Source organism: Streptomyces sp. NPDC028910, assembly GCF_055564955.1.
Genome location: NZ_JBVHVF010000002.1, coordinates 126,889 through 151,235 on the forward strand (window position 1 = coordinate 126,889; position 24,347 = coordinate 151,235).

At 71.7% G+C, this 24,347-nt stretch carries 19 protein-coding genes and 1 pseudogene; 9 read left to right on the plus strand and 11 right to left on the minus strand.

Annotated features, from left to right (window positions below; genetic code table 11):
- The first annotated feature begins 242 nt into the window (after nt 1–242).
- From ACZ4TV_RS03265 to ACZ4TV_RS03280, 4 genes are all read left to right on the plus strand, one after another.
- Nucleotides 243–1,268, plus strand: coding sequence for a polyprenyl synthetase family protein (locus ACZ4TV_RS03265; protein ID WP_468130137.1), 1,026 nt, complete (start codon nt 243–245; stop codon nt 1,266–1,268).
- A gap of 121 nt (nt 1,269–1,389) precedes the next feature.
- A complete protein-coding gene (locus ACZ4TV_RS03270) occupies nt 1,390–2,799 on the plus strand; it encodes a family 2B encapsulin nanocompartment shell protein (RefSeq protein WP_468130139.1) in 1,410 nt (469 codons plus the stop codon).
- 12 nt (nt 2,800–2,811) lie between these two features.
- On the plus strand, nt 2,812–5,073 hold the full coding sequence (locus ACZ4TV_RS03275) for a terpene synthase family protein (protein WP_468130141.1): 2,262 nt from the start codon (nt 2,812–2,814) through the stop codon (nt 5,071–5,073).
- Nucleotides 5,074–5,218: 145 nt separating this feature from the next.
- Entirely contained in the window at nt 5,219–5,686 is a 468-nt protein-coding gene (locus tag ACZ4TV_RS03280) for a hypothetical protein (RefSeq protein WP_468130143.1), read from the plus strand.
- An 87-nt stretch (nt 5,687–5,773) separates the two neighbouring features.
- Here ACZ4TV_RS03280 and ACZ4TV_RS03285 read toward each other — a convergent pair whose 3' ends face one another.
- The 6 genes from ACZ4TV_RS03285 to ACZ4TV_RS03310 form a co-directional block, all read right to left on the minus strand.
- Nucleotides 5,774–7,993 (minus strand): NADP-dependent isocitrate dehydrogenase, encoded by a 2,220-nt coding sequence (locus ACZ4TV_RS03285; RefSeq protein WP_468130145.1) that lies wholly within the window; start codon nt 7,991–7,993, stop codon nt 5,774–5,776.
- A 202-nt stretch (nt 7,994–8,195) separates the two neighbouring features.
- On the minus strand, nt 8,196–8,549 hold the full coding sequence (locus ACZ4TV_RS03290) for a DUF805 domain-containing protein (RefSeq protein ID WP_468130147.1): 354 nt from the start codon (nt 8,547–8,549) through the stop codon (nt 8,196–8,198).
- A 322-nt stretch (nt 8,550–8,871) separates the two neighbouring features.
- Nucleotides 8,872–9,693: a chitosanase gene (locus tag ACZ4TV_RS03295; protein WP_468130700.1), complete on the minus strand. Its 822-nt coding sequence runs from the start codon at nt 9,691–9,693 to the stop codon at nt 8,872–8,874.
- Nucleotides 9,694–9,826: 133 nt separating this feature from the next.
- Entirely contained in the window at nt 9,827–10,909 is a 1,083-nt protein-coding gene (corA, locus tag ACZ4TV_RS03300; protein ID WP_468130149.1) for a magnesium/cobalt transporter CorA, read from the minus strand.
- Nucleotides 10,910–11,019: 110 nt separating this feature from the next.
- On the minus strand, nt 11,020–11,412 hold the full coding sequence (locus ACZ4TV_RS03305) for a TOBE domain-containing protein (protein ID WP_468130151.1): 393 nt from the start codon (nt 11,410–11,412) through the stop codon (nt 11,020–11,022).
- Between the two features lie 53 nt (nt 11,413–11,465).
- Nucleotides 11,466–12,374, minus strand: a complete 909-nt coding sequence (locus ACZ4TV_RS03310) for a LysR family transcriptional regulator ArgP (protein WP_468130153.1) — start codon at nt 12,372–12,374, stop codon at nt 11,466–11,468.
- A gap of 69 nt (nt 12,375–12,443) precedes the next feature.
- Here ACZ4TV_RS03310 and ACZ4TV_RS03315 point away from each other — a divergent pair, with 69 nt between their 5' ends.
- The 3 genes from ACZ4TV_RS03315 to ACZ4TV_RS03325 all read left to right on the plus strand — a co-directional run bounded on the left by ACZ4TV_RS03315 (nt 12,444) and on the right by ACZ4TV_RS03325 (nt 15,404).
- Nucleotides 12,444–13,079, plus strand: coding sequence for a LysE/ArgO family amino acid transporter (locus tag ACZ4TV_RS03315; RefSeq protein WP_468130155.1), 636 nt, complete (start codon nt 12,444–12,446; stop codon nt 13,077–13,079).
- Nucleotides 13,072–14,148, plus strand: coding sequence for an NUDIX domain-containing protein (locus ACZ4TV_RS03320; RefSeq protein ID WP_468130157.1), 1,077 nt, complete (start codon nt 13,072–13,074; stop codon nt 14,146–14,148). Before ACZ4TV_RS03315 ends, ACZ4TV_RS03320 begins: the two co-directional genes overlap by 8 nt.
- Before the next feature lie 65 nt (nt 14,149–14,213).
- Nucleotides 14,214–15,404 (plus strand): MFS transporter, encoded by a 1,191-nt coding sequence (locus tag ACZ4TV_RS03325; protein WP_468130159.1) that lies wholly within the window; start codon nt 14,214–14,216, stop codon nt 15,402–15,404.
- A 428-nt stretch (nt 15,405–15,832) separates the two neighbouring features.
- Here the strand turns inward: ACZ4TV_RS03325 and ACZ4TV_RS03330 are convergent, their stop codons facing one another.
- The 4 genes and pseudogenes from ACZ4TV_RS03330 to ACZ4TV_RS03345 form a co-directional block, all read right to left on the minus strand.
- Nucleotides 15,833–17,278 (minus strand): glyceraldehyde-3-phosphate dehydrogenase, encoded by a 1,446-nt coding sequence (locus ACZ4TV_RS03330; RefSeq protein WP_468130161.1) that lies wholly within the window; start codon nt 17,276–17,278, stop codon nt 15,833–15,835.
- A 141-nt stretch (nt 17,279–17,419) separates the two neighbouring features.
- Complete coding sequence (locus ACZ4TV_RS03335; RefSeq protein WP_468130163.1) at nt 17,420–19,036, minus strand: phospholipase D family protein; 1,617 nt, start codon at nt 19,034–19,036, stop codon at nt 17,420–17,422.
- A 54-nt stretch (nt 19,037–19,090) separates the two neighbouring features.
- Entirely contained in the window at nt 19,091–19,246 is a 156-nt protein-coding gene (locus ACZ4TV_RS03340; RefSeq protein WP_468130165.1) for a DUF6131 family protein, read from the minus strand.
- A 160-nt stretch (nt 19,247–19,406) separates the two neighbouring features.
- A pseudogene (locus ACZ4TV_RS03345) lies at nt 19,407–19,568 on the minus strand (four-helix bundle copper-binding protein); the annotation flags it as partial.
- A gap of 1,616 nt (nt 19,569–21,184) precedes the next feature.
- Here ACZ4TV_RS03345 and ACZ4TV_RS03350 point away from each other — a divergent pair.
- Complete coding sequence (locus ACZ4TV_RS03350) at nt 21,185–22,318, plus strand: PLP-dependent cysteine synthase family protein (RefSeq protein ID WP_468130167.1); 1,134 nt, start codon at nt 21,185–21,187, stop codon at nt 22,316–22,318.
- The gene (locus ACZ4TV_RS03355) at nt 22,315–23,616 is read left to right on the plus strand and encodes an MFS transporter (protein ID WP_468130169.1); all 1,302 of its coding nucleotides are present in this window, start codon (nt 22,315–22,317) and stop codon (nt 23,614–23,616) included. The genes ACZ4TV_RS03350 and ACZ4TV_RS03355 overlap by 4 nt, the downstream gene beginning before the upstream one ends.
- Before the next feature lie 70 nt (nt 23,617–23,686).
- Here ACZ4TV_RS03355 and ACZ4TV_RS03360 read toward each other — a convergent pair whose 3' ends face one another.
- Nucleotides 23,687–24,295 (minus strand): TetR family transcriptional regulator, encoded by a 609-nt coding sequence (locus tag ACZ4TV_RS03360; protein WP_468130171.1) that lies wholly within the window; start codon nt 24,293–24,295, stop codon nt 23,687–23,689.
- Between the last annotated feature and the right edge of the window lie 52 nt (nt 24,296–24,347).

The following is a 24,347-nucleotide window of genomic DNA, read 5'->3' on the forward strand; positions in this document are numbered from 1 at the left end:
AGCTCGTACACGTGTCCATCCATTCAACGCGGTCGGACATTCAACACGGAGGGGCGGGGTGGGATGTACCGGGTGGGGCCGTCCTGCCCCTAACTAAGACGTGTGCGCCGGGTGGCGCACGGTCACACCGCGTGGCCCTGGCGTACGGGAGCACAGCAGATCGCACGGAGGTTGACCGGCCCTTCCGGTCGCTCCGGCACACCACCCCCACCCGGACCGCTGCGCAGGAGGTGCGTACATCCATGACCCCGTACGTGAAGAACCGGGACGAGCACGACACCGCCGCCCTGCTCGGCCGCACCCGGGCGGCGGTGGAACCACTGCTGCGCGCGGCGGTGCGCTCACTGCCCGGCGGTGTGCGGGCGGTGTCCGAGTACCACCTCGGATGGCGCGACCACACCGGGGCTCCGGCCGCTGCCGGGGCGGGGAAGGCGATACGGCCGGCGCTGGTGCTGGCCGCGGCGCGGGCGGTCGGCGGCCGCGAGGAGGACGCCCTCGGCGCCGCCGCGGCCACTGAACTGGTGCACGACTTCACGCTGTTGCACGACGACGTGATCGACCGCGATCCGACGCGCCGTCACCGGCCGACGGCCTGGACCGTGTTCGGCGACGCCCAGGCGATCGTCGCGGGCGATGCGATGGCCGCGCTCGCCGTGCGGCTGGTCGCCGACCGGACCGAGGCCGTGGTCCGGCTGTCGGACTGCGTGATCGAGCTGTGCGAGGGCCAGCACCAGGACTGCGCCTTCGAGGCCCGGACGGCGGTCACCCTGGCCGAGGCCATGACCACGGCGGAGGCCAAGACCGGGGCCCTGCTGGGCACGGCCTGCGCCCTGGGCGGGCTGTACGGGGGCGCTCCGCCGCAGGTCACGGCTGCCCTCGACGCCTTCGGGCGCGGCATCGGGGTCGGCTTCCAGCTGATCGACGACCTCCTCGGGATCTGGGGCGATCCGGAGATCACCGGGAAGCCCGTCGGCGCCGATCTCGCGGCGCGCAAGAAGTCCATGCCGGTGGTCGCCGCACTGGTGTCGGGGACGGAGGCGGGCGCCGAGCTCGCCGCCCTGTACGCCGGCACCCGCCCGCTCGGCGCGGCCGGGATCGCCCGTGCGACGGTCCTGGTCGAGCGCGCCGGCGGCCGGGACTGGGCGCAGCACGAGGCGAGCGCACGGGCGGCGCGGGCGCTGGAACGCCTGGCCGAGGCCGTCCCCGATCCGGCCGCGACCACCGAGCTGGTGTCGCTGTGCGAGCTGATCACCCGCAGGGACCGCTGACCGGCAGAACACCCCGTCGTCGCACAGAGCCCCCCGCGCCGCTCCCAGAAGCGCCACTCCCAGGTAGCGCCACTCCAGGTAGCGCCGCTCCCAGGAAGACCGACCGAGAGGAAGGCCCGCCATGTCCGTCGACCCCGGCACCGAACCGAGCACCGAGCAGCTGACCGCCGCCGCCCGCCAGAGCCTGAGCACCGAGGCCGCCCGCAATCTGGCCACCACGACCAAGTCCGCGCCGCAGATGCAGGGGATCAGCTCGCGCTGGCTGCTGAGGATCCTGCCGTGGGTGCAGACCGGCGGCGGCACGTACCGGGTCAACCGCACGGTGAGTTACACCCTCGGCGACGGGCGCATCACGTTCGTGAAGACCGGGACCGAACTCCGCGTCATCCCGGCCATGCTGCGCGAGCTCGGGATGCTCCGGAACTTCCCCGACGACCAGGTGGTCAAGGCGATCGCCGACCGGTTCGTCAAGGAGGAGTTCCGCAAGGGCGATGTCATCGTCCGGCGCGACGAGCCCGTCGACAAGATCTATCTCATCGCCCACGGGCGGATCGAACGGCTCAGCGTCGGCGCCTACGGGGACGAGGCGAGCCTGGACGTGCTGAGCGACGGCGACCACTTCGGCCACCACCCCCTGCCGGACGCCCGCTGGGGGTTCACGGCGCGGGCGCAGACGGACGTGGTGACGATGACCTTCAACCGCGGTGACTGGGACGCGGCGCTGAACAGTTCCGCCGCGCTGCGCCGGCACGCCGAGGCCTATCTGGAGGCCGAGCGGGTCGGCCGCAGGGGCAGCGACGCCGTCGACCTGTCGGCCGGCCACACGGGCGAGGTGATGCTGCCCGGCACGTACGTCGACTACGACCTGAGCCCGCGCGAGTACGAGCTCAGCGTCGCGCAGACCGTGCTGCGCGTGCACTCCCGGGTCGCCGACCTCTACAACCAGCCGATGAACCAGTCCGAGCAGCAACTGCGGCTCACGATCGAGGCGTTGAAGGAGCGCCAGGAGAGCGAGCTCATCAACAACGCGGAGTTCGGGCTGCTGCACAACGCCGACTACGAGCAGCGGGTGTACGCCCGCACCGGTCCGCCCACCCCCGACGACATGGACGAACTCCTCAGCCGGCGCCGCGGGTCGCAGTACTTCCTCGCCCACCCGCGCACCATCGCCGCCTTCGGCCGCGAGTGCAGCCGGCGCGGCCTGTACCCCGACAGCGTGGACTTCCAGGGCCACCGGCTCCCGTCCTGGCGGGGGGTGCCGCTGCTGCCCTGCAACAAGATCCCGGTGACCCCGGAGCGGACCAGCTCGGTCCTCGTCCTGCGCACCGGCGAGGACAACGACGGGGTCATCGGACTGCATCCGGTGGCCTTGCCCGACGAGTACCAGCCGGGCCTGTCCGTCCGTTTCATGAACATCAACGAACAGGCGATCATCTCCTACCTGGTCACCGCCTACTACTCCGCGGCGATCCTGGTGCCCGACGCCGTCGGGGTGCTGGAGAACGTAGAGATCTCCCGATTCGACGACTGAGGGGGCCGCGTCATGACCGCTCGGCAGGAGACCTCCCCGCGGCAGCCCTTCGAGCTGCCCGAGTTCTACCTCCCGCATCCCGCACGCCTCAATCCGCATCTGGAGGAGGCCCGGACGCACACCCGCGCGTGGGCCGGGGAGCAGGGGATGCTGGAAGGCTCGGGCGTGTGGGGCCCGGCCGATCTGGAGGCGCACGACTACGCGCTGCTGTGCGCCTACACCCACCCCGAGTGCGACGGCCCGACGCTCTCGCTCGTCACCGACTGGTACGTGTGGGTGTTCTTCTTCGACGACTGGTTCCTGGAGCGCTTCAAGCGCACCGGCGACCGGGCGGCGGGGCGGGCCGCCCTGGAGCGGCTGGCGCCGTTCATGCCCGCCGATCCGCGCGCTCCGATGCCCGAGCCCGCCCATCCGGTCGAGGCGGGACTGGCCGACCTGTGGCGGCGTACGGTGCCGGGCCACTCGGCGGACTGGATCGCGCGCTTCACCCTCAGCACCCGCAATCTCCTCCACGAATCGCTCTGGGAGCTCGACAACATCTCCATCGGCAGGGTGTCGAACCCGATGGAGTACGTCGAACAACGCCGCAAGGTGGGCGGCGCGCCCTGGTCGGCGGGGCTCGTCGAGCACGCGGTGGGCGTGGAGGTTCCCCCGGCCGTCTCCGGGGAGCGGGCGCTGCGCGTCCTGCGCGACTGCTTCGCCGACTCGGTCCACTTCCGCAACGACCTGTTCTCGTACGAGCGGGAGATCGGGAAGGAGGGGGAGCTGAGCAACGGCGTGCTGGTCCTGGAGCGGTTCTTCGGCTGCACCGCCCAGGAGGCCGCCGACCAGCTGAACAACATGCTCACCTCGCGGCTCCAGCAGTTCGAGAGCACCTTCTTCACCGAACTGCCCGTGCTGTTCGCGGAGAAGGGCCTCGGCCCGGACGGGATCCTCGCGGTCCTCACCTACGCCCGCGGGCTCCAGGACTGGCAGTCCGGCGGCCACGAGTGGCACATGCGGTCCGGCCGGTACATGAACGCCCGGCCGGGCCGCACGGACGCGGGGCTGCCCGGGTGGCTGCGCGGCCCCTCGGGCCTGGGCACCACCGGTGCCAACGTCAAGGCGCTGCTGGGCCTGACGGGCGGTGCGCGGCGGGTGCGCCGGCACGGCAACACCCCGCGTCCGGTGGGCCCTTCGGTGATCCCGCAGTTCTACCTTCCGTACGAGAACGTGCTCAGCCCGCATCTGCCGGGCGCCCGGGAGCGGCTCATCGAGTGGAACCGGCGGATGGGCTTCTTCGACGAGGGCCTGTGGTGGGAGGAGAAGGCACGGGACTACGACTTCGCGCTGTGCTCGGCGGGCATCGACCCGGGGTGCTCGGCCGAGGCACTGGACATCAGCGCGGGCTGGCTGAGCTGGGGCACGTACGCCGACGACCTGTATCCGCTGGTCTTCGGCGCCTGCCGCGGCCTGGCCGCCGCCAAGGCGCAGACGGCCCGGCTGCGCACCTGCATGCCGCTCGACCTGTCCGCGCCGCCGGCGCCGCCACCGGCCCCGCTCAACGCGATGGAACGGGGGCTGGCCGACCTGTGGCGGCGCACGGCCGGGCCGATGCCGCCGCGCGGCCGGGAGCTCTTCAAGGCGGCCGTGGAGCAGGTGCTGGACAGCTGGCTGTGGGAGCTGGACAACCAGGCGGCCAACCGGGTGCCGGACCCGGTGGACTACCTGGAGATGCGCCGGGTGACCTTCGGGTCGCCGATGACGATCTCGCTCGCGCGGATGGCGCACATGGACGTCGTTCCGGAGGAGGTCTACGGGAGTTCGGCCATGCAGTCCCTGCAGGCCGCGGCCTTCGACTACTCGGCCGTCATGAACGACGTGTTCTCCTACCAGAAGGAGGCCCAGTACGAGGGCGAGCTGCACAACCTCCTGATCGTCGTGGAGAACTTCTTCGACTGCGACTATCCGACGGCGCTGCGGGTCGTGAACGACCTGATGACCTCGCGGATGAAGCAGTTCGAGCACGTGGTGGCGAAGGAACTGCCCGTCATGTACGAGGACTACGGGCTGGACGCGGCGGCCCGTGCGGCCCTGGACCGCCACGTGCAGGAGCTGAAGCAGTGGATGGCGGCCATCGCCGTCTGGCACGCGGAGACCCGGCGTTACCGGGAGGAGGACCTGAAGCGCCACCACGCACACCGCCCGGCCGTGGTGGCGGGCGCCGTCACGCCGGCTCGGCCGGGCAGGGGCCGTCTGCTGCCGCCGGCTCCCCATCACGCCGCGTGGGCCTGACCTGCGGGGCGGCGGAGGCCGGCGAAGCCCTCCACCGGAATGCGACATTCCCCTGGTCTCCCGGCGCAAATGGCGCATAATCGTCGTCACGCGGCTTGAACGAACCCTCTTGCCGCCCTTGGTCACGCATGCAATGGGGGGCATCGTGCCGATGAGGGAATCCGGGGCGACCGGAACACTGCCCGCGACGTCCGCCGAGATGTCCCGACTGCTCACCGCCGTCCGCCGGGGCCGGGTGCTGACCGTGGCAGGAGGGTTCCGCGAGCCGCGGAGCCTGCTGGTACGGGAGATCGCACGGCGGCTCGCGTCCAACTTCTACGACGGGGTGGCCCTCGTCGCCCTGCACCCGCTCCACGGCGGCTACGGCGTCCGCGAACTGACGGCCGAGCTGGACTGCGTACCCGGCAGGCCCTTACCGCCCCGCGGCACGGCGCATGCCGCCTCGTGGCTGGCCGAACGGGACATGCTGCTCGTCCTGGACGGCGCCGAGCAGCTCGGCCCGGACGCCCTGGCCTGGCTGCGCGACCTGCTGGCCGTGGCCCCCGGGCTGCGCATCCTGGCCGCCGGGCGGTCCCCGCTGGCCTTCGAGCACGAACGGATCCACCGGCTGTGACCCGGGGCCGCCGGGGTACCCGTGCCCGGATACGGGTCCGCCCCGGCCGGGCACGTGGCCGGCCGGGGCGGAGCGCGTCAACAGGTGTCAGCCGAGGAGGGCGAGCGCCTGGTTGAAGGTCGCGGACGGGCGCATGATCGCCGCGGCCTTGGTGGGGTCGGGCTGGTAGTAGCCGCCGATGTCGGCCGGGGAGCCCTGCACCGCGATGAGCTCGGCGACGATGGTCTTCTCCTGCTCGCCCAGCGTCTTGGCGAGCGCCTCGAAGGCCGTGGCCAGCTCGGCGTCGTCGGTCTGCTTGGCCAGCTCCTGCGCCCAGTACAGGGCGAGGTAGAAGTGGCTGCCGCGGTTGTCGATGCCGCCCAGCTTGCGGCTCGGCGACTTGTCCTCGTTGAGGAAGGTGCCGGTCGCGCGGTCCAGCGTGTCGGCCAGCACCTGGGCGCGGGCGTTGCCGGTGGTGGTGGCGAGGTGCTCGAAGCTGGCCGCCAGCGCGAAGAACTCACCCAGGCTGTCCCAGCGCAGGTAGTTCTCCTTGACCAGCTGCTGGACGTGCTTCGGGGCGGAGCCGCCGGCGCCCGTCTCGAAGAGGCCGCCGCCGTTCATCAGGGGGACGACCGACAGCATCTTGGCGCTGGTGCCCAGCTCCAGGATCGGGAAGAGGTCGGTCAGGTAGTCGCGCAGCACGTTGCCGGTCACCGAGATGGTGTCCTCGCCGCGGCGGATGCGCTCCAGGGAGAAGGCGGTGGCCTCGACCGGGGACAGGATCTTGATGTCCAGACCCTCGGTGTCGTGCTCGGCCAGGTACGTCTTGACCTTGGCGATCAGCTGCGCGTCGTGCGCGCGGCCCTCGTCCAGCCAGAAGACGGCCGGGACGCCGGTGGCGCGGGCGCGGGTGACGGCGAGCTTGACCCAGTCCTGGATCGGCAGGTCCTTGGTCTGGCAGGCGCGGAAGATGTCACCGGCGGCGACCTCCTGCTCCAGGACCGTGTTGCCCGCGGCGTCGACGAGGCGGACGGTGCCCGCAGCGGCGATCTCGAAGGTCTTGTCGTGGCTGCCGTACTCCTCGGCCTTCTGGGCCATGAGGCCGACGTTCGGCACCGAGCCCATCGTGGACGGGTCGAAGGCGCCGTGGGCGCGGCAGTCGTCGACGACGACCTGGTAGACGCCCGCGTAGCTGCTGTCCGGGAGGACCGCGAGGGTGTCGGCCTCCTGGCCGTCCGGGCCCCACATGTGGCCGGAGGTGCGGATCATGGCCGGCATCGAGGCGTCGACGATGACGTCGGACGGCACGTGCAGGTTGGTGATGCCCTTGTCGGAGTCGACCATCGCGAGGGCCGGGCCCTCGGCGATCTCGGCGTCGATGGAGGCCTTGATCTCGTCGCCCTCGGGCAGCGCGCCCAGGCCGTTCAGGATGGCGCCGAGACCGTCGTTGGGCGACAGGCCGGCGGCGGCGAGGGTCTCGCCGTAGCGGGCGAAGGTCTTCGGGAGGAAGGCGCGGACCACGTGGCCGAAGATGATCGGGTCGGAGACCTTCATCATCGTGGCCTTGAGGTGCACGGAGAACAGCACGTCCTCGGCCTTGGCACGCTCGATCTGGTCGTTGAGGAAGGTGCGCAGCGCGTCGACGTGCAGGACGGACGCGTCCACGACCTCACCGGCGAGGACCGGTACGGACTCGCGCAGCACGGTGGTGGCGCCGTCGGCGGCGACGTGCTCGATGCGCAGCGTGCCGGCCTCGGAGATGACGGTGGACTTCTCGGTGGAGCGGAAGTCGTTCTCGCCCATGGTGGCGACGTTCGTCTTCGACTCGGAGGTCCAGGCGCCCATGCGGTGCGGGTGCGTCTTGGCGTAGTTCTTGACCGAGGCGGGCGCGCGACGGTCGGAGTTGCCCTCGCGCAGGACCGGGTTGACGGCGCTGCCCTTGACCTTGTCGTAGCGGGCGCGGATCTCGCGCTCCTCGTCGGTCTTCGGGTCGTCCGGGTAGTCCGGAAGGGCGTAGCCCTGGCCCTGGAGCTCGGCGACCGCGGCCTTCAGCTGCGGGATCGAGGCCGAGATGTTGGGAAGCTTGATGATGTTGGCTTCCGGCGTCTTCGCCAGCTGTCCGAGCTCGGCCAGGGCGTCGGCGATCCGCTGGCTCTCCTGGAGGTACTCCGGGAAGCTGGAGATGATCCGACCGGCCAGGGAGATGTCACGGGTCTCGACATTCACACCGGCCGTCGACGCGTACGCCTGGATCACAGGCAGGAACGAATACGTCGCGAGGGCCGGGGCCTCGTCAGTGTGCGTGTAGATGATGGTCGAGTCAGTCACCGGATGCTCCGCTCCACAGTCTGCGTCTCTCGTCTGCAACATTGCTCGACATCAAGATATCTCGTGATCGGGCCTGCATGGACAGCCCCCTGCCGCGAGCTCGGGGAGACGCGTGTCACGCCGGCCCCGGAAACGGCGAAAGCGCCGCCCGCGGCTGTTTCCAGCCGGGGCGGCGCTCAGGCAGTGCGACCTACGAGGCGGATCAGGCCTGGACGGCCTTGGGGTTCACGCCGTACTGGTTCGGCTGGTCGTTGCCCGCGGTGGCCATCAGGACGATGAACCAGATGAAGCCGACGAACGGCACGAGGTTGACCAGGATCCACCAGCCGGACTTGCCGGTGTCGTGCAGGCGGCGCACGCTCACGGCGAGGTTCGGGAGGAAGGTGGCCAGGGCGTAGAGCACGTACAGCCACGGAGAGGTGCCGAGCACGGCGTCCAGGACCGCGACGATGACCAGGGCGGCGAAGTTGAACAGGAAGAACATCCAGTACTCCTGGCGGCGTGCGCGGCCGGAGAACACGGTGTACTTCTTCAGAACGTCGATGTAGTGGTTCATGAGTCCCCCCAGAGGACGGTTGTTCGGGCCCGTCCTGCTGGAGCAAGCCGGGGCAGAACTTATGCCCGCCTTACGTCGCGGTCAAGCCAGTTGCCGGGAGGCCAAATCGGCCGCACCGCACGATTTCCGGCACCGCATACGCGCCTACCGAACACAGGGATGACACCGTGTCCCGGGAAGTCCGAAACGTCCATGCAACCGGGCCACTTGTGGCCCCGATCGCTGCCCCGATCGTTACCCACATCGTTACCGCACCGCGACACCGCGGCCCCGGGTCCCGGAGGGGGCTCGGGTCCCGGACCGCGGCTCGGCGCCGCGCCCGTCAGCCGATGTGGAAGGAGTCGCCGTAGACCTTCCAGTCGAGCGGCGTGTCGAGGTTCAGGTTGCCCTTCTTGAGGAAGACCCGCTGCGCGGTGTCGACCCGGCTGGTGTCGCTGTGCGCCTCCTCCTGCTTCATCGCCCAGACCCGGGCGTCGAGGAAGGCGTGGAGGTACGCGGTCTCGTTGCCGCCCTGGGACGGGGGCTTGGCCTTGGACAGGGCGCGCTTGCGGATGTTGCGGAAGCTGGCGGAGTCGGTGCCGTTGCCGTGCATGACGATGGCGTCGTAGTAGATGAACTGGCCCAGCACGCCGAGCCCGTCGGACTTGGCCTGCTTCACGGACGGGTTGAAGTAGACCCGGTCGCGCTCGCGGTCCTGGGCCTTGCGGAACGCGGCGTCCTGGGCCGCCTTCGCCCAGTCCCTGGTGAAGTTCGGGTCGAGTCCGGCGTGCGAGTCGCTGCCGTCGACCTTCCGCAGGGCGGGGAGGTACTTGGCCAGCACGTTGCCCGGCTTGACCTGGGTGTAGTACTCGACGAGGTCGAGCATATCGCCGGTACCGGAACAGAAGCCGATGATGCCGGCCGTGTAGCCACGGCCGTCGCCTATGTCCTCGATGTACTTGTACTGCGCCTTCCAGTCCAGCGAGGAGTTCTCCGCACTGGAGACGATCTTCATGGCGATCTCCTTCTTCGCCGGATCGTCGAGTCCTACGGCCGCTGCCGCCGCGGTGTCCGCCATGGGGGCAGGGGCGGGGTTGGCGGTGGCGTGCGCGGCGACGGGCACGGCGAGGAGCGCGCTGCCGAGCAGGGCGCCGATCGCCAGCATCTTGCGGTGGGGGGTGAACACAAGGCCTCCGTGGGGTAGTTGAGGCATCCCGATTTCGTTAGGAAACTTTACTACCAGAACTGACGCCGACTCAAGACCCGTGCGCGCGAAGCCTGATGCGCGAGGTGCGGGGTCAGAGCCAGCCGTTGCGCCGGAACCCGCGGTGGATGACGAAGCAGGCGACCGCCATCACGCCGAGGACGAGCGGGTAGCCGTAGGTCCAGTGCAGTTCGGGCATGTGGTCGAAGTTCATGCCGTAGACCCCGCAGACCATGGTCGGGACGGCGACGATCGCCGCCCACGCCGTGATCTTGCGCATGTCCTCGTTCTGGGCGACGGTCACCTGCGCGAGGTGGGCCTGGAGGATGGAGTCGAGGAGGTTGTCGTAGGCGCCGATCTGCTCGGTGGCCCGGGTCAAGTGGTCGGCCACGTCCCGGAAGTACGCGCGGGTCTCCGGCGGGATGACCGGTATCGGCTGCGTGGCCAGTTGCTGGAGCGGGCGGCCGAGCGGCGCCACCGCCCGCCGCAGTTCGAGGAGTTCGCGCTTGAGCTGGTAGATCCGGCCGGCGTCGCCGCGCCCGCCGTCCGCGCTGAACACCGCGGTCTCGACGGCGTCTATGTCGTTCTGCACGGCGTCCGTCACGGCCATGTAGTCGTCGACCACGTGGTCGGCCATGGCATGCAGAACCGCCGCGGGGCCCTTGGCCAGTTGGTCCGGGACTGCTTCCAGCTCCTCGCGGACCGGGCCGAGGGTGCCGCGGCCGCCGTGCCGGATGGTGATGACGAAGTCCTCACCGGTGAAGGCCATCAGCTCGCCGGTCTCGACCACCTCGCTGGTCGCGGTCAGCTCCTCGTGCTCCACGTAGCGCACGGTCTTGAAGACGGAGAACAGCGTGTCGTCGTAGCGCTCCACCTTGGGACGCTGGTGCGCGTTCACGGCGTCCTCGACGGCGAGCGGGTGCAGGCCGAACAGCTCGGCGAGCCCGGCGAGCTCCGACTGCGCCGGCTCGTGCAGGCCGATCCACACGAAGCCTTCGCCCGCCTTGCGGACCCGGCGCAGCGCCTCAGCGACCTCCGCGCAGTCGTCCTGCCGTACGCCCTCCCGGTAGATCACACAGTTGACCACCGCGCTGCCGAGCGGGGAACGGGCCGGGTGGCTGAGATCGACGGCCCGCCGGTAGCCGCGCCGCACGGCCCGGCGCAGGTTGCTGAACATGGACAACGGTGTACTCCCCTTCGGCGGAACACCGGCCAGTCTGCCATCGCCGCCGGGACGCCCCCGCGCGGGCCCGGCGGCGCCTGCCCGCGGCGTCCGCGCCCCGGGTTTCAGGCCCGGTCGATGAACACGCTCGTCGACTTCACCCGCGCCGTGGCCCGCGCGCCCACCTCCAGCCCGAGCTCCTCCACCGCTTCCCGCGTCAGCAGCGACACGATCCGGTGCGGCCCCGCCTGGATCTCCACCTGGGCGTCGACCGTGCCCAGCTTCACCCCGGTGACGATTCCCGGGAAGGCGTTGCGCGCCGAGGTGTACGGGGCGTCCTCCCCCTCGGCGCCCTCCCGCGCGGCCTCGACGCAGAACGCGGCCAGGTCGGGCCCGTCCACCATCCGCCGCGTGCCCTCCCGGCGGGTCGGGAACCGTTCGGCGTCCGCCCAGCGCCGGGCCGTGTCGACGCTGACGCCGAGCAGCCGCGCCGCCTGGCCGATCGTGTAGGACTCCATGGCCCGCAGCTTAGGCCGTCTCTTCCGGATCTTGCCCGCGCAGGCCCGGCCGATCACGCCGAAGGGCTGCGCAGTGCCTCCCCGGCCGCCGCCGCGATCACCTCCGCCACCATCGAGAGGGCCGGCGAGTCGAGTTTCCACTGCTGCCAGTACAGGGGCACGTCCAGCGGCCGCCGCGGCGCCAGCAGCACCAGCTCCCCCGTCCGTACCAGCGGTCTCGCCTGCTGCTCCGGCACCAGCCCCCATCCCAGCCCCGCGACCACCGCGTCACGGAACCCCTCCGAGGTGGGAACGTAGTGCCGCACCGGCCCCGCCCCCGCCACCGCGTCCCGCGTCAGCGACCGCACGAACGCGTCCTGGAGGTCGTCCTTCCGGTCGAACACGATCGTCGGTGCCTCCCGCAGATCCCGTTCCAGCGCCCCCGTCAGGTACCGGGCCGCGAAACCGGGGCTCGCCGTCGGCAGGTACCGCGCCAGGCCCAGCATCCGTACGCTGCACCCCGCCACCGGGTCCGGCGAGGAGGTCACCGCCGCCATCACCTGGCCCTCCCGCAGCAGCGCCGTCGTGTGAGACTCGTCCTCGCGGTGCAGTTCGACGCAGACCGGCGGATCCTGCGGCACCCTCGTCAGCGCGGGCAGGAACCAGGTGGCGAGGGAATCCGCGTTCACCGCGATCGGCAGCCGCATCGGGCCCATCCCCTCGGCCATCCCCAGCTCGGCCCGGGCGTCCCGCTCCAGCCGGGCCAGCTGCCGGGCGAAGCGGATCACCACCTCCCCCGACTCCGTCGCCCGCACCGGCTTGGTCCGCATCAGCAGCACCCGCCCGGTCCGCTGCTCCAGTGCCTTGACCCGCTGGCTGACCGCCGAGGGGGTCACGTGCAGGGCGGCCGCCGCCGCGTCGAAGGTGCCCTCGTCCACCACCGCGAGCAGCGTGCGTACCTGGTCCAGAGGAAGCTCGTCCATCACAAGTGCTAATGGTACGTAAAAATCTTTAGCTGTACTGAAAGACGGCCGCTGCCTACGGTCGACGTCATGAACCACGGCATCATCACCGCGTCCCTCGCCGGCTTCGGCACCGGACTCTCCCTCATCGTCGCCATCGGCGCCCAGAACGCCTTCGTCCTCCGCCAGGGCGCGCGCCGCCACGCGGTCCTCGCCGTGGTCGCCATCTGCGCCCTCTCCGACGCGCTCCTCATCGCCCTCGGCGTCGCCGGTGTCGGCGCCTTCGTCACCGCCTGGCCGGCCGCCCTGACCGTGGTCGGGGTGGCCGGGGGCGGGTTCCTGATCTGCTACGGGGTCCTGGCCGCCCGCCGGGTGCTGCGGCCCGCTCCGGGCGCCGCCCTCACCGCCGGGGGAGCGGCGCAGGAGGCCGCCCCCGGCTCCGCCCGCCGGGCCGTACTGACCTGTCTGGCCATGACCTGGCTCAACCCGCACGTGTACCTGGACACCGTCCTGCTCGTCGGTTCCCTCGCCGCCGACCGCGGCGACCTGCGCTGGGCCTTCGGCATCGGGGCCGGTCTGGCCAGCCTGACCTGGTTCGCCAGCCTGGGCTACGGGGCACGGCTGTTGAGCGGCCTCCTCGCCCGCCCCTCGGCCTGGCGGGTGCTGGACGGGCTCGTCGCGGCGACGATGGTCACGATGGGCGGCATGCTGCTGGCCCGTGCCTGACGAACCGGACCGCACCTCCTGGGAGCCCGCCGTGCCCGACCGCCGCCCCTCCCCCGACGCGGTCCGCGCGTACTACGCCGCCCAGCCGTCGCCGCTCGTGGCGGCCACCGGGATCGTGCTGGACACGCGCGGGCGGGTCCTCGTACTCACCACCTCGTACAAGGAGGACCTTGAGCTTCCGGGCGGCACGGTCGAGGACACCGAGACCCCTGAGGAGGGGCTGGCGCGCGAGCTGAAGGAGGAGCTCGACCTCGGCCTGCCGGTCGGCCGACTGCTGGCGGTGGACTCCCGGCCGCCCGGCCCGCTCGGCCGCTCCCTGATCGTGCACGTCCACCTCGTCGGCCCGCTGACACCGCGGCAGGCCGCGGCGATCTCCTTCCCGGACGGCGAGATCACCGAGGCGCGCTGGCTGCGGCCGGACGAGGCATGCGAAGTCCTGCCCGACCGCATCGCGCCCCGGCTGCGCGCCGCGCTGGCCGCCCTGCACACCGGCTCCTTCGCCCACCTCGTCGACGGTGTGCCCCAGCCAGGCTCCCCGGCCGGACTGGACCCGGCCCGGCGCGCCGCCCTGGCGCACGCGGGCGCCCTCGACGCGGCCAGCCACCGGGCCAACCGCCCCAAGGCCGTGACGGCGGCGAGCGTGGTGTTCACCGCCGCCGACGGCCGGGTCCTGCTGGTGCAGCCCGCGTACGGCAGGACCGACCGCTGGCACCTGCCCGGCGGCGGCATCGACAGCGACCTCGGTGAGACCCCGCGCGCCGCCGCCCGGCGGGAGGTCCGCGAGGAACTGGGCCTCGACCTCGCCCCCGGCCGCCTGCTCGCCGTGAACTGGTCCCACAAGCCGGGCCGTCCGGCCCGCATCCGCTTCCTCTACGACGGCGGCTTCCTCGACGCTCCCGCCCTCGCCCGGATCCGGCTGGACCGGACCGAGCTCCTCCAGTGGCGCACCGTCACCCCCGCGGAGCTCCCCGCCCTGGTCAAACCCGCCCTGCGCCGCCAGATCACCGCCTGCCTCAGGGCCCGCGCCACGGGTGCGGGGCCCCTGGAACTCCACGCGGGTCGCCCCTGACGGCGCGCGCCCCGCCCGCCCCGTCCGCCGCGCCGGTGCCGGACGCGGGGGTTACCGTCGGCGGCATGGACGGTGATCGCCGGGGGTGGCGCCAGTGTTCGCTCAGCGGGGCGGTGTTCGCCGTGTGCATGGCCGGCACCACCCTGCCGACCCCCCTCTACGGCCTCTACCAGGAGAAGTTCGGTTTCTCCGAGCTGGTGGTGACCGTCGTCTACGCCGTGTACGCCTTCGGGGTCATCGGTGTGCTGCTGCTGGCGGGCAACGCCTCGGACGCGGTGGGCAGGCGGCCGGTGCTGCTCGCGGGCCTGGGCTTCGCGGCGGCCAGCGCCGTCTGCTTCCTGTGCGCCACCGGACTCGGCTGGCTGTACGCGGGGCGGCTGCTGTCGGGGCTGTCCGCCGGCCTGTTCACCGGGGCCGCCACGGCCTACGTGATGGAGCTGGCCCCGTACGGCGGCGCCTCCCGTGCCACGTTCGTGGCGACGGCCGCCAACATGGGCGGGCTGGGCTGCGGTCCGCTGCTCGCAGGGGTGCTCGCGCAGTACGCCGTCTGGCCGCTGTACCTGCCCTTCGCCGTGCACCTCGCGCTGGTGGCCGTTTCGGCCGCCGTGCTGCTGGCGCTCGCCGAGACCGTACGGGAGCGGCGGCCGCTGAGCACCGTACGGCCCCAGCGGCCCGGCCTGCCCCCACAGGTGCGGGCGGTGTTCGGGCCCGCGGCGACCGCCTCGTTCGTGGGGTTCGCGCTCTTCGGCGTGTTCACCTCGGTCAGCCCGGCGTTCCTCGCGCAGTCCCTGGACGTGCACAACCACGCCGTGAGCGGGCTGGTCGTCGCGCTGGCCTTCTTCGCCTCGACCGCCGGGCAGCTGGCGGTCGGCCGGGTCGGCGTGGGGCGGTCGCTGCCGCTGGGCTGCGCCGGGCTCTTCGCCGGGCTGGCGCTGCTCGCGGGGGCGCTGCGGTGGGACCTGCTGTCGCTGGTGGTGGCGAGCGCGCTCGTCGGCGGGGCCGGGCAGGGGCTCTCGTTTCGCGGGGCGCTGTCGGCGGTGGCCGCGGCGTCCCCGGTGGACCGGCGCGCGGCGGTGATTTCGACGCTGTTCGTGGTGGCGTACGCGGGCATCTCGGTGCCGGTGATCGGTGTGGGGGTCCTGTCGGGCCCGATCGGCCTGGAGGGGGCGGGGCTGGTGTTCATCGCCTGCATGGCCGTCCTGGTCTCGACCGCGGCCGTCTACCTCCTGCGGCGGCCGGTACGGGAGAGCGCGTGAACGCGTGGCCGGCCCCTCGCAGGGCGGGCGCCGCACGTCATGCCGCCCGGCCCCGGCCGGTCAGCTCGTCTCCGAGAGGGCTGCCCTGGCGCTGCTCCTCACGGGCCCGGTGTACGGGCTGGGGGCGCACGCGGTGGGAATGCTCGCGCTGGTGGGCGCGGCGACGATGCTCTGCACGCCGTTCGCCGGACGCCTGGTGGACCGCAGGGGAGCCGACCGGGTGAACCTGGTCTGCGTGCTCGGGGTCCTCGTCTCGGCCGCGGTCCTCGCGGCGGGCGCCCGGGGCGGCGCACCGGGTCTGGCGGCACCTCGCGGCGATGTACGGCGGGGGGCCGGGCACGACGCGGCCGGCGGGGGGTGGTGGGGTGCGACGTGGCACCTCACCGCCCCCCGCCGGCCGGAACAGCGGATCGGACGGTCTGCCGGGATCAGACCGCCGGGACCGGGTAGGTCGGGTACTCCACCCCGGACACGTGCTGGACGACACGGATGACCTGGCAGGAGTAGCCGAACTCGTTGTCGTACCAGAGGTAGAGGATCGCGTTGTCGCCGTCGACCTTCGTGGCTCCGGCGTCGATGATCGAGGAGTGGCGCGAGCCGACGAAGTCCATGGAGACGGCGTCGGGTGCGGTGGTGAAGTCGATCTGGCGCTTGAGCGGCGAGTTCAGCGACACGTTGCGGAGGTGGTCGAGGACCTCCTCGCGGGTGGTCTCGCGACCGAGACGCAGGCTGAGGATCGCGATCGAGACGTCCGGCACCGGCACGCGGATCGAGCTGCCGGTGATCGGCGCCTTGAGGTCGGGCAGCGCCTTGGCGACGGCCGAGGCGGCACCGGTCTCGGTGATGACCATGTTGAGCGGCGCGGAGCGGCCGCGGCGGTCGGCCTTGTGGTAGTTGTCCAGAAGGTTCTGGTCGTTGGTGAACGAGTGGACGGTCTCCACGTGGCCGCGCAGCACACCGTACTCGTCGTCCATCGCCTTCAGCGGCGGGACGATCGCGTTGGTGGTGCAGGACGCGCAGGACAGGATCTGCTCGTCGGGCTTGATCGTGTCGTGGTTGACGCCGTGGACGATGTTCGGGACGTCGCCCTTGCCCGGTGCGGTCAGGACGACCTTGTCGATACCGGGGCGCAGGTGCTTGGAGAGACCCTCGCGGTCGCGCCACTTGCCGGTGTTGTCGATGAGGATGGCGTCCTTGATGCCGTACGCCGTGTAGTCGACCTCGGACGGGTCGTTGGCGTAGATCACCTTGATCTCGTTGCCGTTGGCGACGATCGTGCCGTTCGCCTCGTCGACGGTGATCGTGCCCTGGAACTGGCCGTGGATCGAGTCGCGGCGCAGCAGCGAAGCGCGCTTGACGATGTCCTGGTCGCCGCCCTTGCGGACGACGATGGCGCGCAGCCGCAGACCGTTGCCGGAGCCGGCCTTCTCGATGAGCAGGCGGGCGACGAGGCGGCCGATGCGGCCGAAGCCGTAGAGGACGACGTCGCGCCCCTCGCGCCGCTCGATCTTGTTGGCGCCCGTGGCACCGACGACGGCCTCGGCGGTGAACTCCTCGACGGAGAGGCCGCGGTCGTCGGTCTTGTACGTCGCGGCGAGCATGCCGATGTCGATCTGGGACGGGCCGAGATCGAGCGTGGTGAGAACCTGCAGGAACGGCAGCGTCTCGGTGACCGAGAGCTCCTCACCGTCGATCTGCCGGGCGAATCGGTGGGTCTTGAGGATGCTGACCACCGACTTGTTCACCAAGGAACGACTGTGGAGCAGGATCGTGACGTCCCGCTCCCGGTGCAGCTTCCCGATGATCGGGATCATCGACTCCGCGATCTCTTCGCGGTTCTTCCAGCTGGTGAACGAGTCCTCATTGACAGTCACAGGATTATCTTTCGAGCTAGGCGGTGCTCATATGCTAACCCCCCGCCTCTTGGGCCACTTAAGCGGCCCCACCGGGAGGGGGATCGGGCGATATGCGACGCGAGAGTGTCCCGTTCTATGGCGATTTGCCCTGAGAACTCGTCAGAATTCGTTGCGGAGCCGCAACCGCAGCGGGCGGCCGTCCGGATCCACCAGGATGTGGTGCAGAGGTGTCGCGAGCACCCGCTGCGTCACGGGGAGGTCCGGCGGAACGTAGCGCCGCAGACGACCCGGGGGCCGTGGCCCGCGGCGGCCGCCCTCGTGCCAGGCGTCGAGGGCGGCCGCCGTCCGCGCGAAGGCCTCGAAAGCGGCCACGGGGTCGCACAGCGCGTCGGCCGCCCGCTGCCCCGCCGCACCCTGCGCGTCCAGGTGCTCGCGCATGAGGTCCAGGCGCAGCTCCCGGGCGAAGGCCCGCGCGCCGTCGCCGAGTCCTCCCGGGTCGCGCGGCGGCCGCGGGTCCGGACTCTCGTCGTACACGGCGCAGCTGAGTTCGGAGTCGTGGGTCCATGAACGCAGGTTGATGTTGTCGGAGCCGACGGAGGCCCACACGTCGTCGATGACGCACACCTTGGCGTGCACGTAGACGGGGGTTCCGGCATGGTTCTCCAGGCCGTACACCGCGACGCGGTCGCCGCCGGCGCGGCGCAGCTCGTCCAGCGCCGTGATCCGCCCGATCAGGTTCATGGGCAGGGTGAGCCGGCCGGCCTCCTCCGGGACGGAGGGGACGACGGCGATCAGCCGCAGCCCCGGATGCCTGCGCAGGGCCAGGGCGAAGCAGGTCACCACGCGGGGCGACCACAGGTACTGGTCCTCCAGGTAGATCAGCGCCCGGGCCCGCCGTAGCGCTTTGCGGTACCCCCGGGCGATGCTGCGCTCGCCGTCGGGGGCGAAGGGGTAGCCGCGCAGCAGTCGGTTCGGATAGGTCCGCAGCAGCTGGACGGTGTGCGTGCCGCGGGGCGCGGGATCGGGCGCCTGCGGTGGCAGGCCGGCCGCGCTGGTGTCGTCGTGGTGGATCAGCGCCCGCATGCGGGCGAGGGGGCTGCGGCTGAGCGGCGAGGGATCATCCCACCGTTCGCGGAAGACGGCTTCGACGTCGCCGACGGCCGGTCCGCGAAGGGCGAGCTGAAGGTCGTGCCACGGCGGGTGCGGCCCGTAGGCCGGGGCCAGGGGCATCGACCGTCGGTCGCCGCGATGCTCGGCGTCGTCGTTGCGGTTGTGGCAGAGGTCGATGCCGCCGACGTAGGCGACGTCCAGCTCCGGGCGGCCCGGGTGGCGCAGCACCAGCAGCTTCTGGTGGTGGGATCCGCCGGGCCGCACCCGCATGTCGAGCAGGCACTCGCCCCCCGCCTCCTCGATCTCCTCGCCGAGGTGGCGGTTCTCCTCTTCGCTGTAGTGGAAGCGGTCCAGGTGGGAGCGCCACAGCAACCCCTTGACGATGACTCCGCGCTCGGCCGCCCGGCACAGCACCGTGCCGATCTCCGTGCCGGGCCCGCCGAGCCGCTCGTCAGGGTCGCCGCGCCAGTCCGTGAACAGGAGCAGGTCGCCCGCGCGCATCGCGCGGATGGCAGCGAGGAGTTCCGCGAAGTACGTGGCGCCGTGGACCAGGGGCCGTACGAGATTGCCCTGGGACCACGCCGTCCCGTCCGGGCGGCGCTCGTCCAGGCGCGTCGCGGTGTTGCCGCGCTCGCCGGCCACCAGCAGCCAGTCGGCGCGCGTCACCGCACCGGCCCTCCAGCCGTGCGCCTACCCACCGCACACGTCGGCGTCCGCGCGCTACCAGTAGTGACGACGCCCGCCGACCTCACGGCCGAGCGATCCCAGGATCCACAGAATGGCGCCGATCACGACGAGGATGATCCCGATGGTCCACAAGATGTTGATGCCGACCACGTAGCCGATGACGAGCAGAATGATGCCGAGGACGATCATTTGGTCCTCCGATCGTGCTTGTTACTGCAATCTCAGGCTAGCCGCATCCGGGGAATGCGGCCCGCTCGGGACACCGGCGCGGCCCTTCGCGGGGCCTGACGAATCCGGGATGTGCCTGGCCCCCGATGCCCGCGGTCGCGTCGCCGACGGCGTCAGCCGACGAGGCCATCAGGTCGTTGCACGCCTCCCCACAGGAACGGCAGGCTTCCGCGCAGAGGCGGCAGTGTTCGTGCACGTCGGCGTGGGTGGCGCATGCGTCGCCGCAGGCCTTGCAGGCGACCGCGCAGGCGGTGAGCAGGGCTCGGGTGACGTCCGCGTCGTAGCATCGCGGCCATCGCCCACGTGGTCCCGCCGCCGGCGTGAGAGTGCTCCGCGTGGTGCTCGTGTCCGGGATGGTGCTGGTCTCCAGCGTGGCCGGCATGTCCCGCGTGGCCGCCGTGCCCGGCGTGCCCGGCGGCGTGGCCCGCGTGGTCGTGCGCGGACGCTTCCGTGCGGTGAGCGTGAGCGGAGTGGTCCATGTCTCGCCTCTTCCTCGCTTCGTGCCAGAGCGGGCCCCGTGGCCCCACGAGCTCGAACCATATACCCCCCGGGGGTATTTCGCCAGAGTTTTCCTCGGTCGCACGCCGCACCGGATCGGTGCACCCTTGCCGACTCATCGCTTCCTACAGCCCTTGCGGAGACGGCCAGTTGGATCGCACGCTCTTTCGCAAAGTGCCCCCGGACCGGTAGGACGCTGGCTACGATCACGGCGTGATGACAGCTCGGTCGCGCTCCAGCGGCCAGTCGACTCCTTCCGAGGGACGTCGGCTGCTCACTGCCGGGCTGACCCTCCTCCTTCTCGCCCTCGTGGGCGTGTGCTGCTCGTTGCCGGCCCACGCGGTGGGAGCCACCGCGCCGGTCGTCACCGCCTCCCTGGCGGATGCGGCAGACCGGACGACTGCGTCCGCCGCGGGCTGTTCCCGGGGCGAGGGCCACGCCACGACCGAGGGTGTGCGCCGCTCGAGCGCGCCGTCGTGCACGGCGGGCAGGCCCACCCCCACCGAGGCGCTGGACGAGGGACGGACCTCCGCGGCCACCCCCTGGCGTGCGCGACCGGCCCAACAGGTCGAGCGATCCCCCGCCGCGCCCTCGGCGCACCTCAGATCCCCGGCCGTCCTTCAGGTGTAGGCGTCGACGCCGCCCGTCGACCGTCGACCGTCGACACCCCACGCGCTGCGGAATTCCCGGATGTGCCCACAAGACGGCGATATGTTCAACCGTCTCGGCCTCTGGCGCTCGAATCCCCCGGCCCCGCGCGTGCCCGCCCACGTCACTTCTCCGTCCATCGGCCGAGGAAGTGACTGCCGCACGGAGGACCTGTGCCACCACGCCTGCTGCCCCCGCCACGCTTCTGCGCTCGCCGGGTTCCGTCCTGGCCGAGCGCCCTGCTCGCATGTGCGTTGAGCGTGTTGCTGCTGGCTGCCGTCCACTGTTCGTCGTACCTCGCCAACGACGGTCACCAGCACCTTTCCCTGTCCGCTCAGGACTCGCCGGCCGGGTACGAGGACCCCTCCGACGAGCCGGGGCCTGCGGACCCTCCTCGGCACGATCACGGCTCCGCCTGCGTTTCGCCCTGTCTCCTGGTCCCCTGGGTCTCAAACACGGCGCAGCGACCGGCGGAAGCGACCGCGGCCGTGCTCGCCCCGGAGCCCGGGGCGCTGCGGGTCGAGCCGGCGGGCTCGGTCGTGCCCGGATCCGGATCCGGTCGATCGTCCATAGCCCGTACCGGTCGCTCGACGCTGGCCTGCGTGTGCCGGTGGCGGATCTAGACCGCTCGTCCCGCAGCCGCACGCGGCTGCCGCATGCCGTCCTCCGGGCCTGAACCCCCGTTCCGTGCCCGCCGGCCACGGCATGCCTTCCCAGCGAGTCGTCGACGCCACCACGAACGAAGGCACAGCCATGCATTCTTCGAGCACCGACACGTCCGCCACCGGCCGCACCGCCCTGTCAGAGCTGGTGGGCAACACCCCGCTGCTGCGCATCTCCGAACCGCTCGCGCCGGCGGGACGCGGCTTCTGGGCGAAGCTGGAGGGCTTCAACCCCGGCGGCATCAAGGACCGTCCCGGCCTGCACATGGTCGAACGGGCGCGCGCCCGCGGCGACCTCAAGCCGGGCGCCCGGATCATCGAGTCCACGAGCGGAACCCTGGGCCTGGGCCTCGCGCTGGCGGGCATGGTCTACGGGCATCCGGTCACCCTCGTCACCGACCCGGGCCTCGAACCGTCCATGACCAGGCTGCTGGTCGCGTACGGCGCCCGGGTCAACGTGGTCTCCGAGCCGCACCCGACCGGCGGCTGGCAGCAGGCGCGCCGCGAGCGCGTGCAGCAGCTCATGACCCGGCATCCGGACTCCTGGTGCCCGGACCAGTACAACAACCCCGACAACACCAGCGCCTACACACCGCTCGCCCTCGAACTGGCCACCGCGCTGCGGCACATCGACGTACTCGTGTGCAGCGTCGGTACGGGCGGTCACTCCGCCGGAATCTCGCGGGTGCTGCGCCAGCTCTACCCGGACCTGACACTCGTGGGAGTGGACACCATCGGCTCGACGATCTTCGGGCAACCCGCCCGGCCGAGGCTGATGCGCGGGCTGGGGTCGAGCATCTACCCCCGCAACGTGGCCTACGACCATTTCAGCGAAGTGCACTGGGTCTCCCCCGCCGAAGCCGTGTGGACCTGCCGCCTGCTGGCCGGCTCCCACTACGCCACGGGCGGATGGAGCGTCGGAGCGGTCGCGCTGGTCGCCGGCTGGCTCGCCCGGTCGCTTCCCGAGGACGCGCGCATCGCGGCCGTCTTCCCCGACGGCCCCCAGCGGTACCTCGGCACGGTCTACGACGACGGCTACTGCGCGGCCCACGGCCTGCTCGACTCGCCGCCGGCGCCGGAGCCGGACCTGATCGGCAGCCTGGACGAGAAGGAGGTCACCCGCTGGACCCGGTGCACCACCGTCGTCGACCCCCTCACCCTCCTAGGGGACGCCACGGACGACGACGCCTCCGGCGCGACCGACGCACCGGGGCGGGCCCGGTGAAGGACACGATCCAGCAGGTCCGCTCGTACGAGAGCAGCGTCCAGCTGCTGATGGTCAACCAGTTCACCATCAACCTGGGCTTCTACATGCTGATGCCCTACCTGGCCGCACACCTGGCCGGGCCGCTCGGCCTCGCGGGCTGGCTCGTCGGGCTGATCCTCGGTGTGCGCAACTTCAGTCAGCAGGGCATGTTCCTCATCGGGGGGACCCTGGGTGACCGCCTCGGCTACAAGCCGATGATCATCGCGGGGCTGGTGCTGCGCGTCATCGGGTTCGCCACGCTCGGTCTGGTCGAGTCGGTGCCCGCGCTGCTGGCCGCGTCGGCGGCCACGGGCCTGGCGGGGGCCCTGTTCAACCCGGCCACCCGGGCGTACCTGGCGGCTGACGCGGGCGAGCGCCGCGTCGAGGCGTTCGCCCTGTTCAACGTCTTCTACCAGGCGGGCATCCTGCTTGGGCCGCTGGTCGGCATGGTGCTGACCGGCGTGGACTTCGGCCTCACCTGCCTGGTGGCGGCGGGGATCTTCGCGATCCTGAGCATCGTCCAGATCCGGGTCCTGCCCGCCCGTCACGCCGAACGCACCGACACGGCGGGAGGGGAACCCGAGGGCGTCCTGCGGCAGTGGCGGGGGATGTTCAGGAACCGTCCGTTCCTGCTGTTCTCCCTGGCCATGATCGGCTCGTACGTCATGTCCTTCCAGGTCTACCTGTCCCTCCCGCTGGAGGTCAGGCGGTTGGGCGGCGAAGGAACGTTCGCTGCCGCCGCGGTGGCCGTCCTGTTCGCCGTCTCCGGGCTGAGCACGATCGTCTTGCAGACCAAGGTCACGGCCTGGTGCAGGGACCGGATGGCACCGGGCCGTGCGCTCACCTGGGGACTGCTGACGATGGGGGCGGCCTTCGTCCCCCTCCTCGCGGCCTCGGCGGTGCCGGTGCCGGACAGCGGGGTGGGTCTGTGGCTCCTGGCCGGACTCCCACCGGCCCTGGCGGCGCTGCTGCTGGCGGTCGGCACGATGATCGCCTACCCCTTCGAGATGGACACGATCGTGCGCCTTGCCGGCAACCGTCTCGTGGCGACGCATTACGGCCTCTACAACACCATCTGCGGAATCGGCATCACGGTCGGCAATCTCCTGACGGGCATGGCGCTGGACGCGGCCCGGAAGGCAGGAGTGCCGGCGTTGCCCTGGGTGGCGCTCTTCCTGCTCGGCCTCACCTGCGCGGCCGCGCTCCACGCGTTGCACCGCACCGGCCGGCTGTCGCCCGGGCAGGTCGAGGGGGAACGTCGGGCAGTGGCCGCCTGACCGGCGCCGATCCCGCGCACAGCCGGCTGCGCGACCCGCGGACACCGCGGGCCGCGCAGCCGGCCACCCCCTACGCGACCGGCGACCGCTCGGGGCTGCCCAGCAGCACGGCCAGCAGCCGCCCCGTGATCGCCGCCGGCTCCTCGCTCCGGCCGGGAACGCGCGTCATCAGCAGGTGATGGACGGTCCCGACGAGCGCGAGCGCGATGGTCGCGCTATCGGCGTTCGCCGCCAGCCGGCCGTCCCGCTGCTCCGCCCGCAGGTAGACCGTGAAGGCCTGCTGGATCGCGTCGAACGCGGGCGCGCCGGCCTGGAAGCCCTCCCTGGTGTGCAGCGCGGCTGCCGGGCGGGTCATCGCCAGCCCCACCACCGCCGGGGGCAGGGCCTCCAGCAGGGCGAGGACGACGTCCTGGAGATTGGCCGCCACCGTGGCCCGCCCCACCCGCGCCTCCAGCCCCTCGGCCTGGCGGGCGCTGCGCGCGAACCGGTCCAGGACCAGCTCGGCGACGAACTCGTCCAGACCGGCGAAGTGCGCGTGCAGGACCCCCTTGCCGCAGTCCGCCTCCGCGGTGATCGCGCGGCTGGTCAGGGCCGCCGCGCCGTCGCGGGCCACCACCCGCTCGGCGGCCGCGAACAGCCGTTCGCGCAAGTCGGGAATCGCCACTCCACGAGGTGACACAACAGCCCCTTTCCTCAAGCCTGTTGCAAGTACGGGCACTCGCCCATACTGT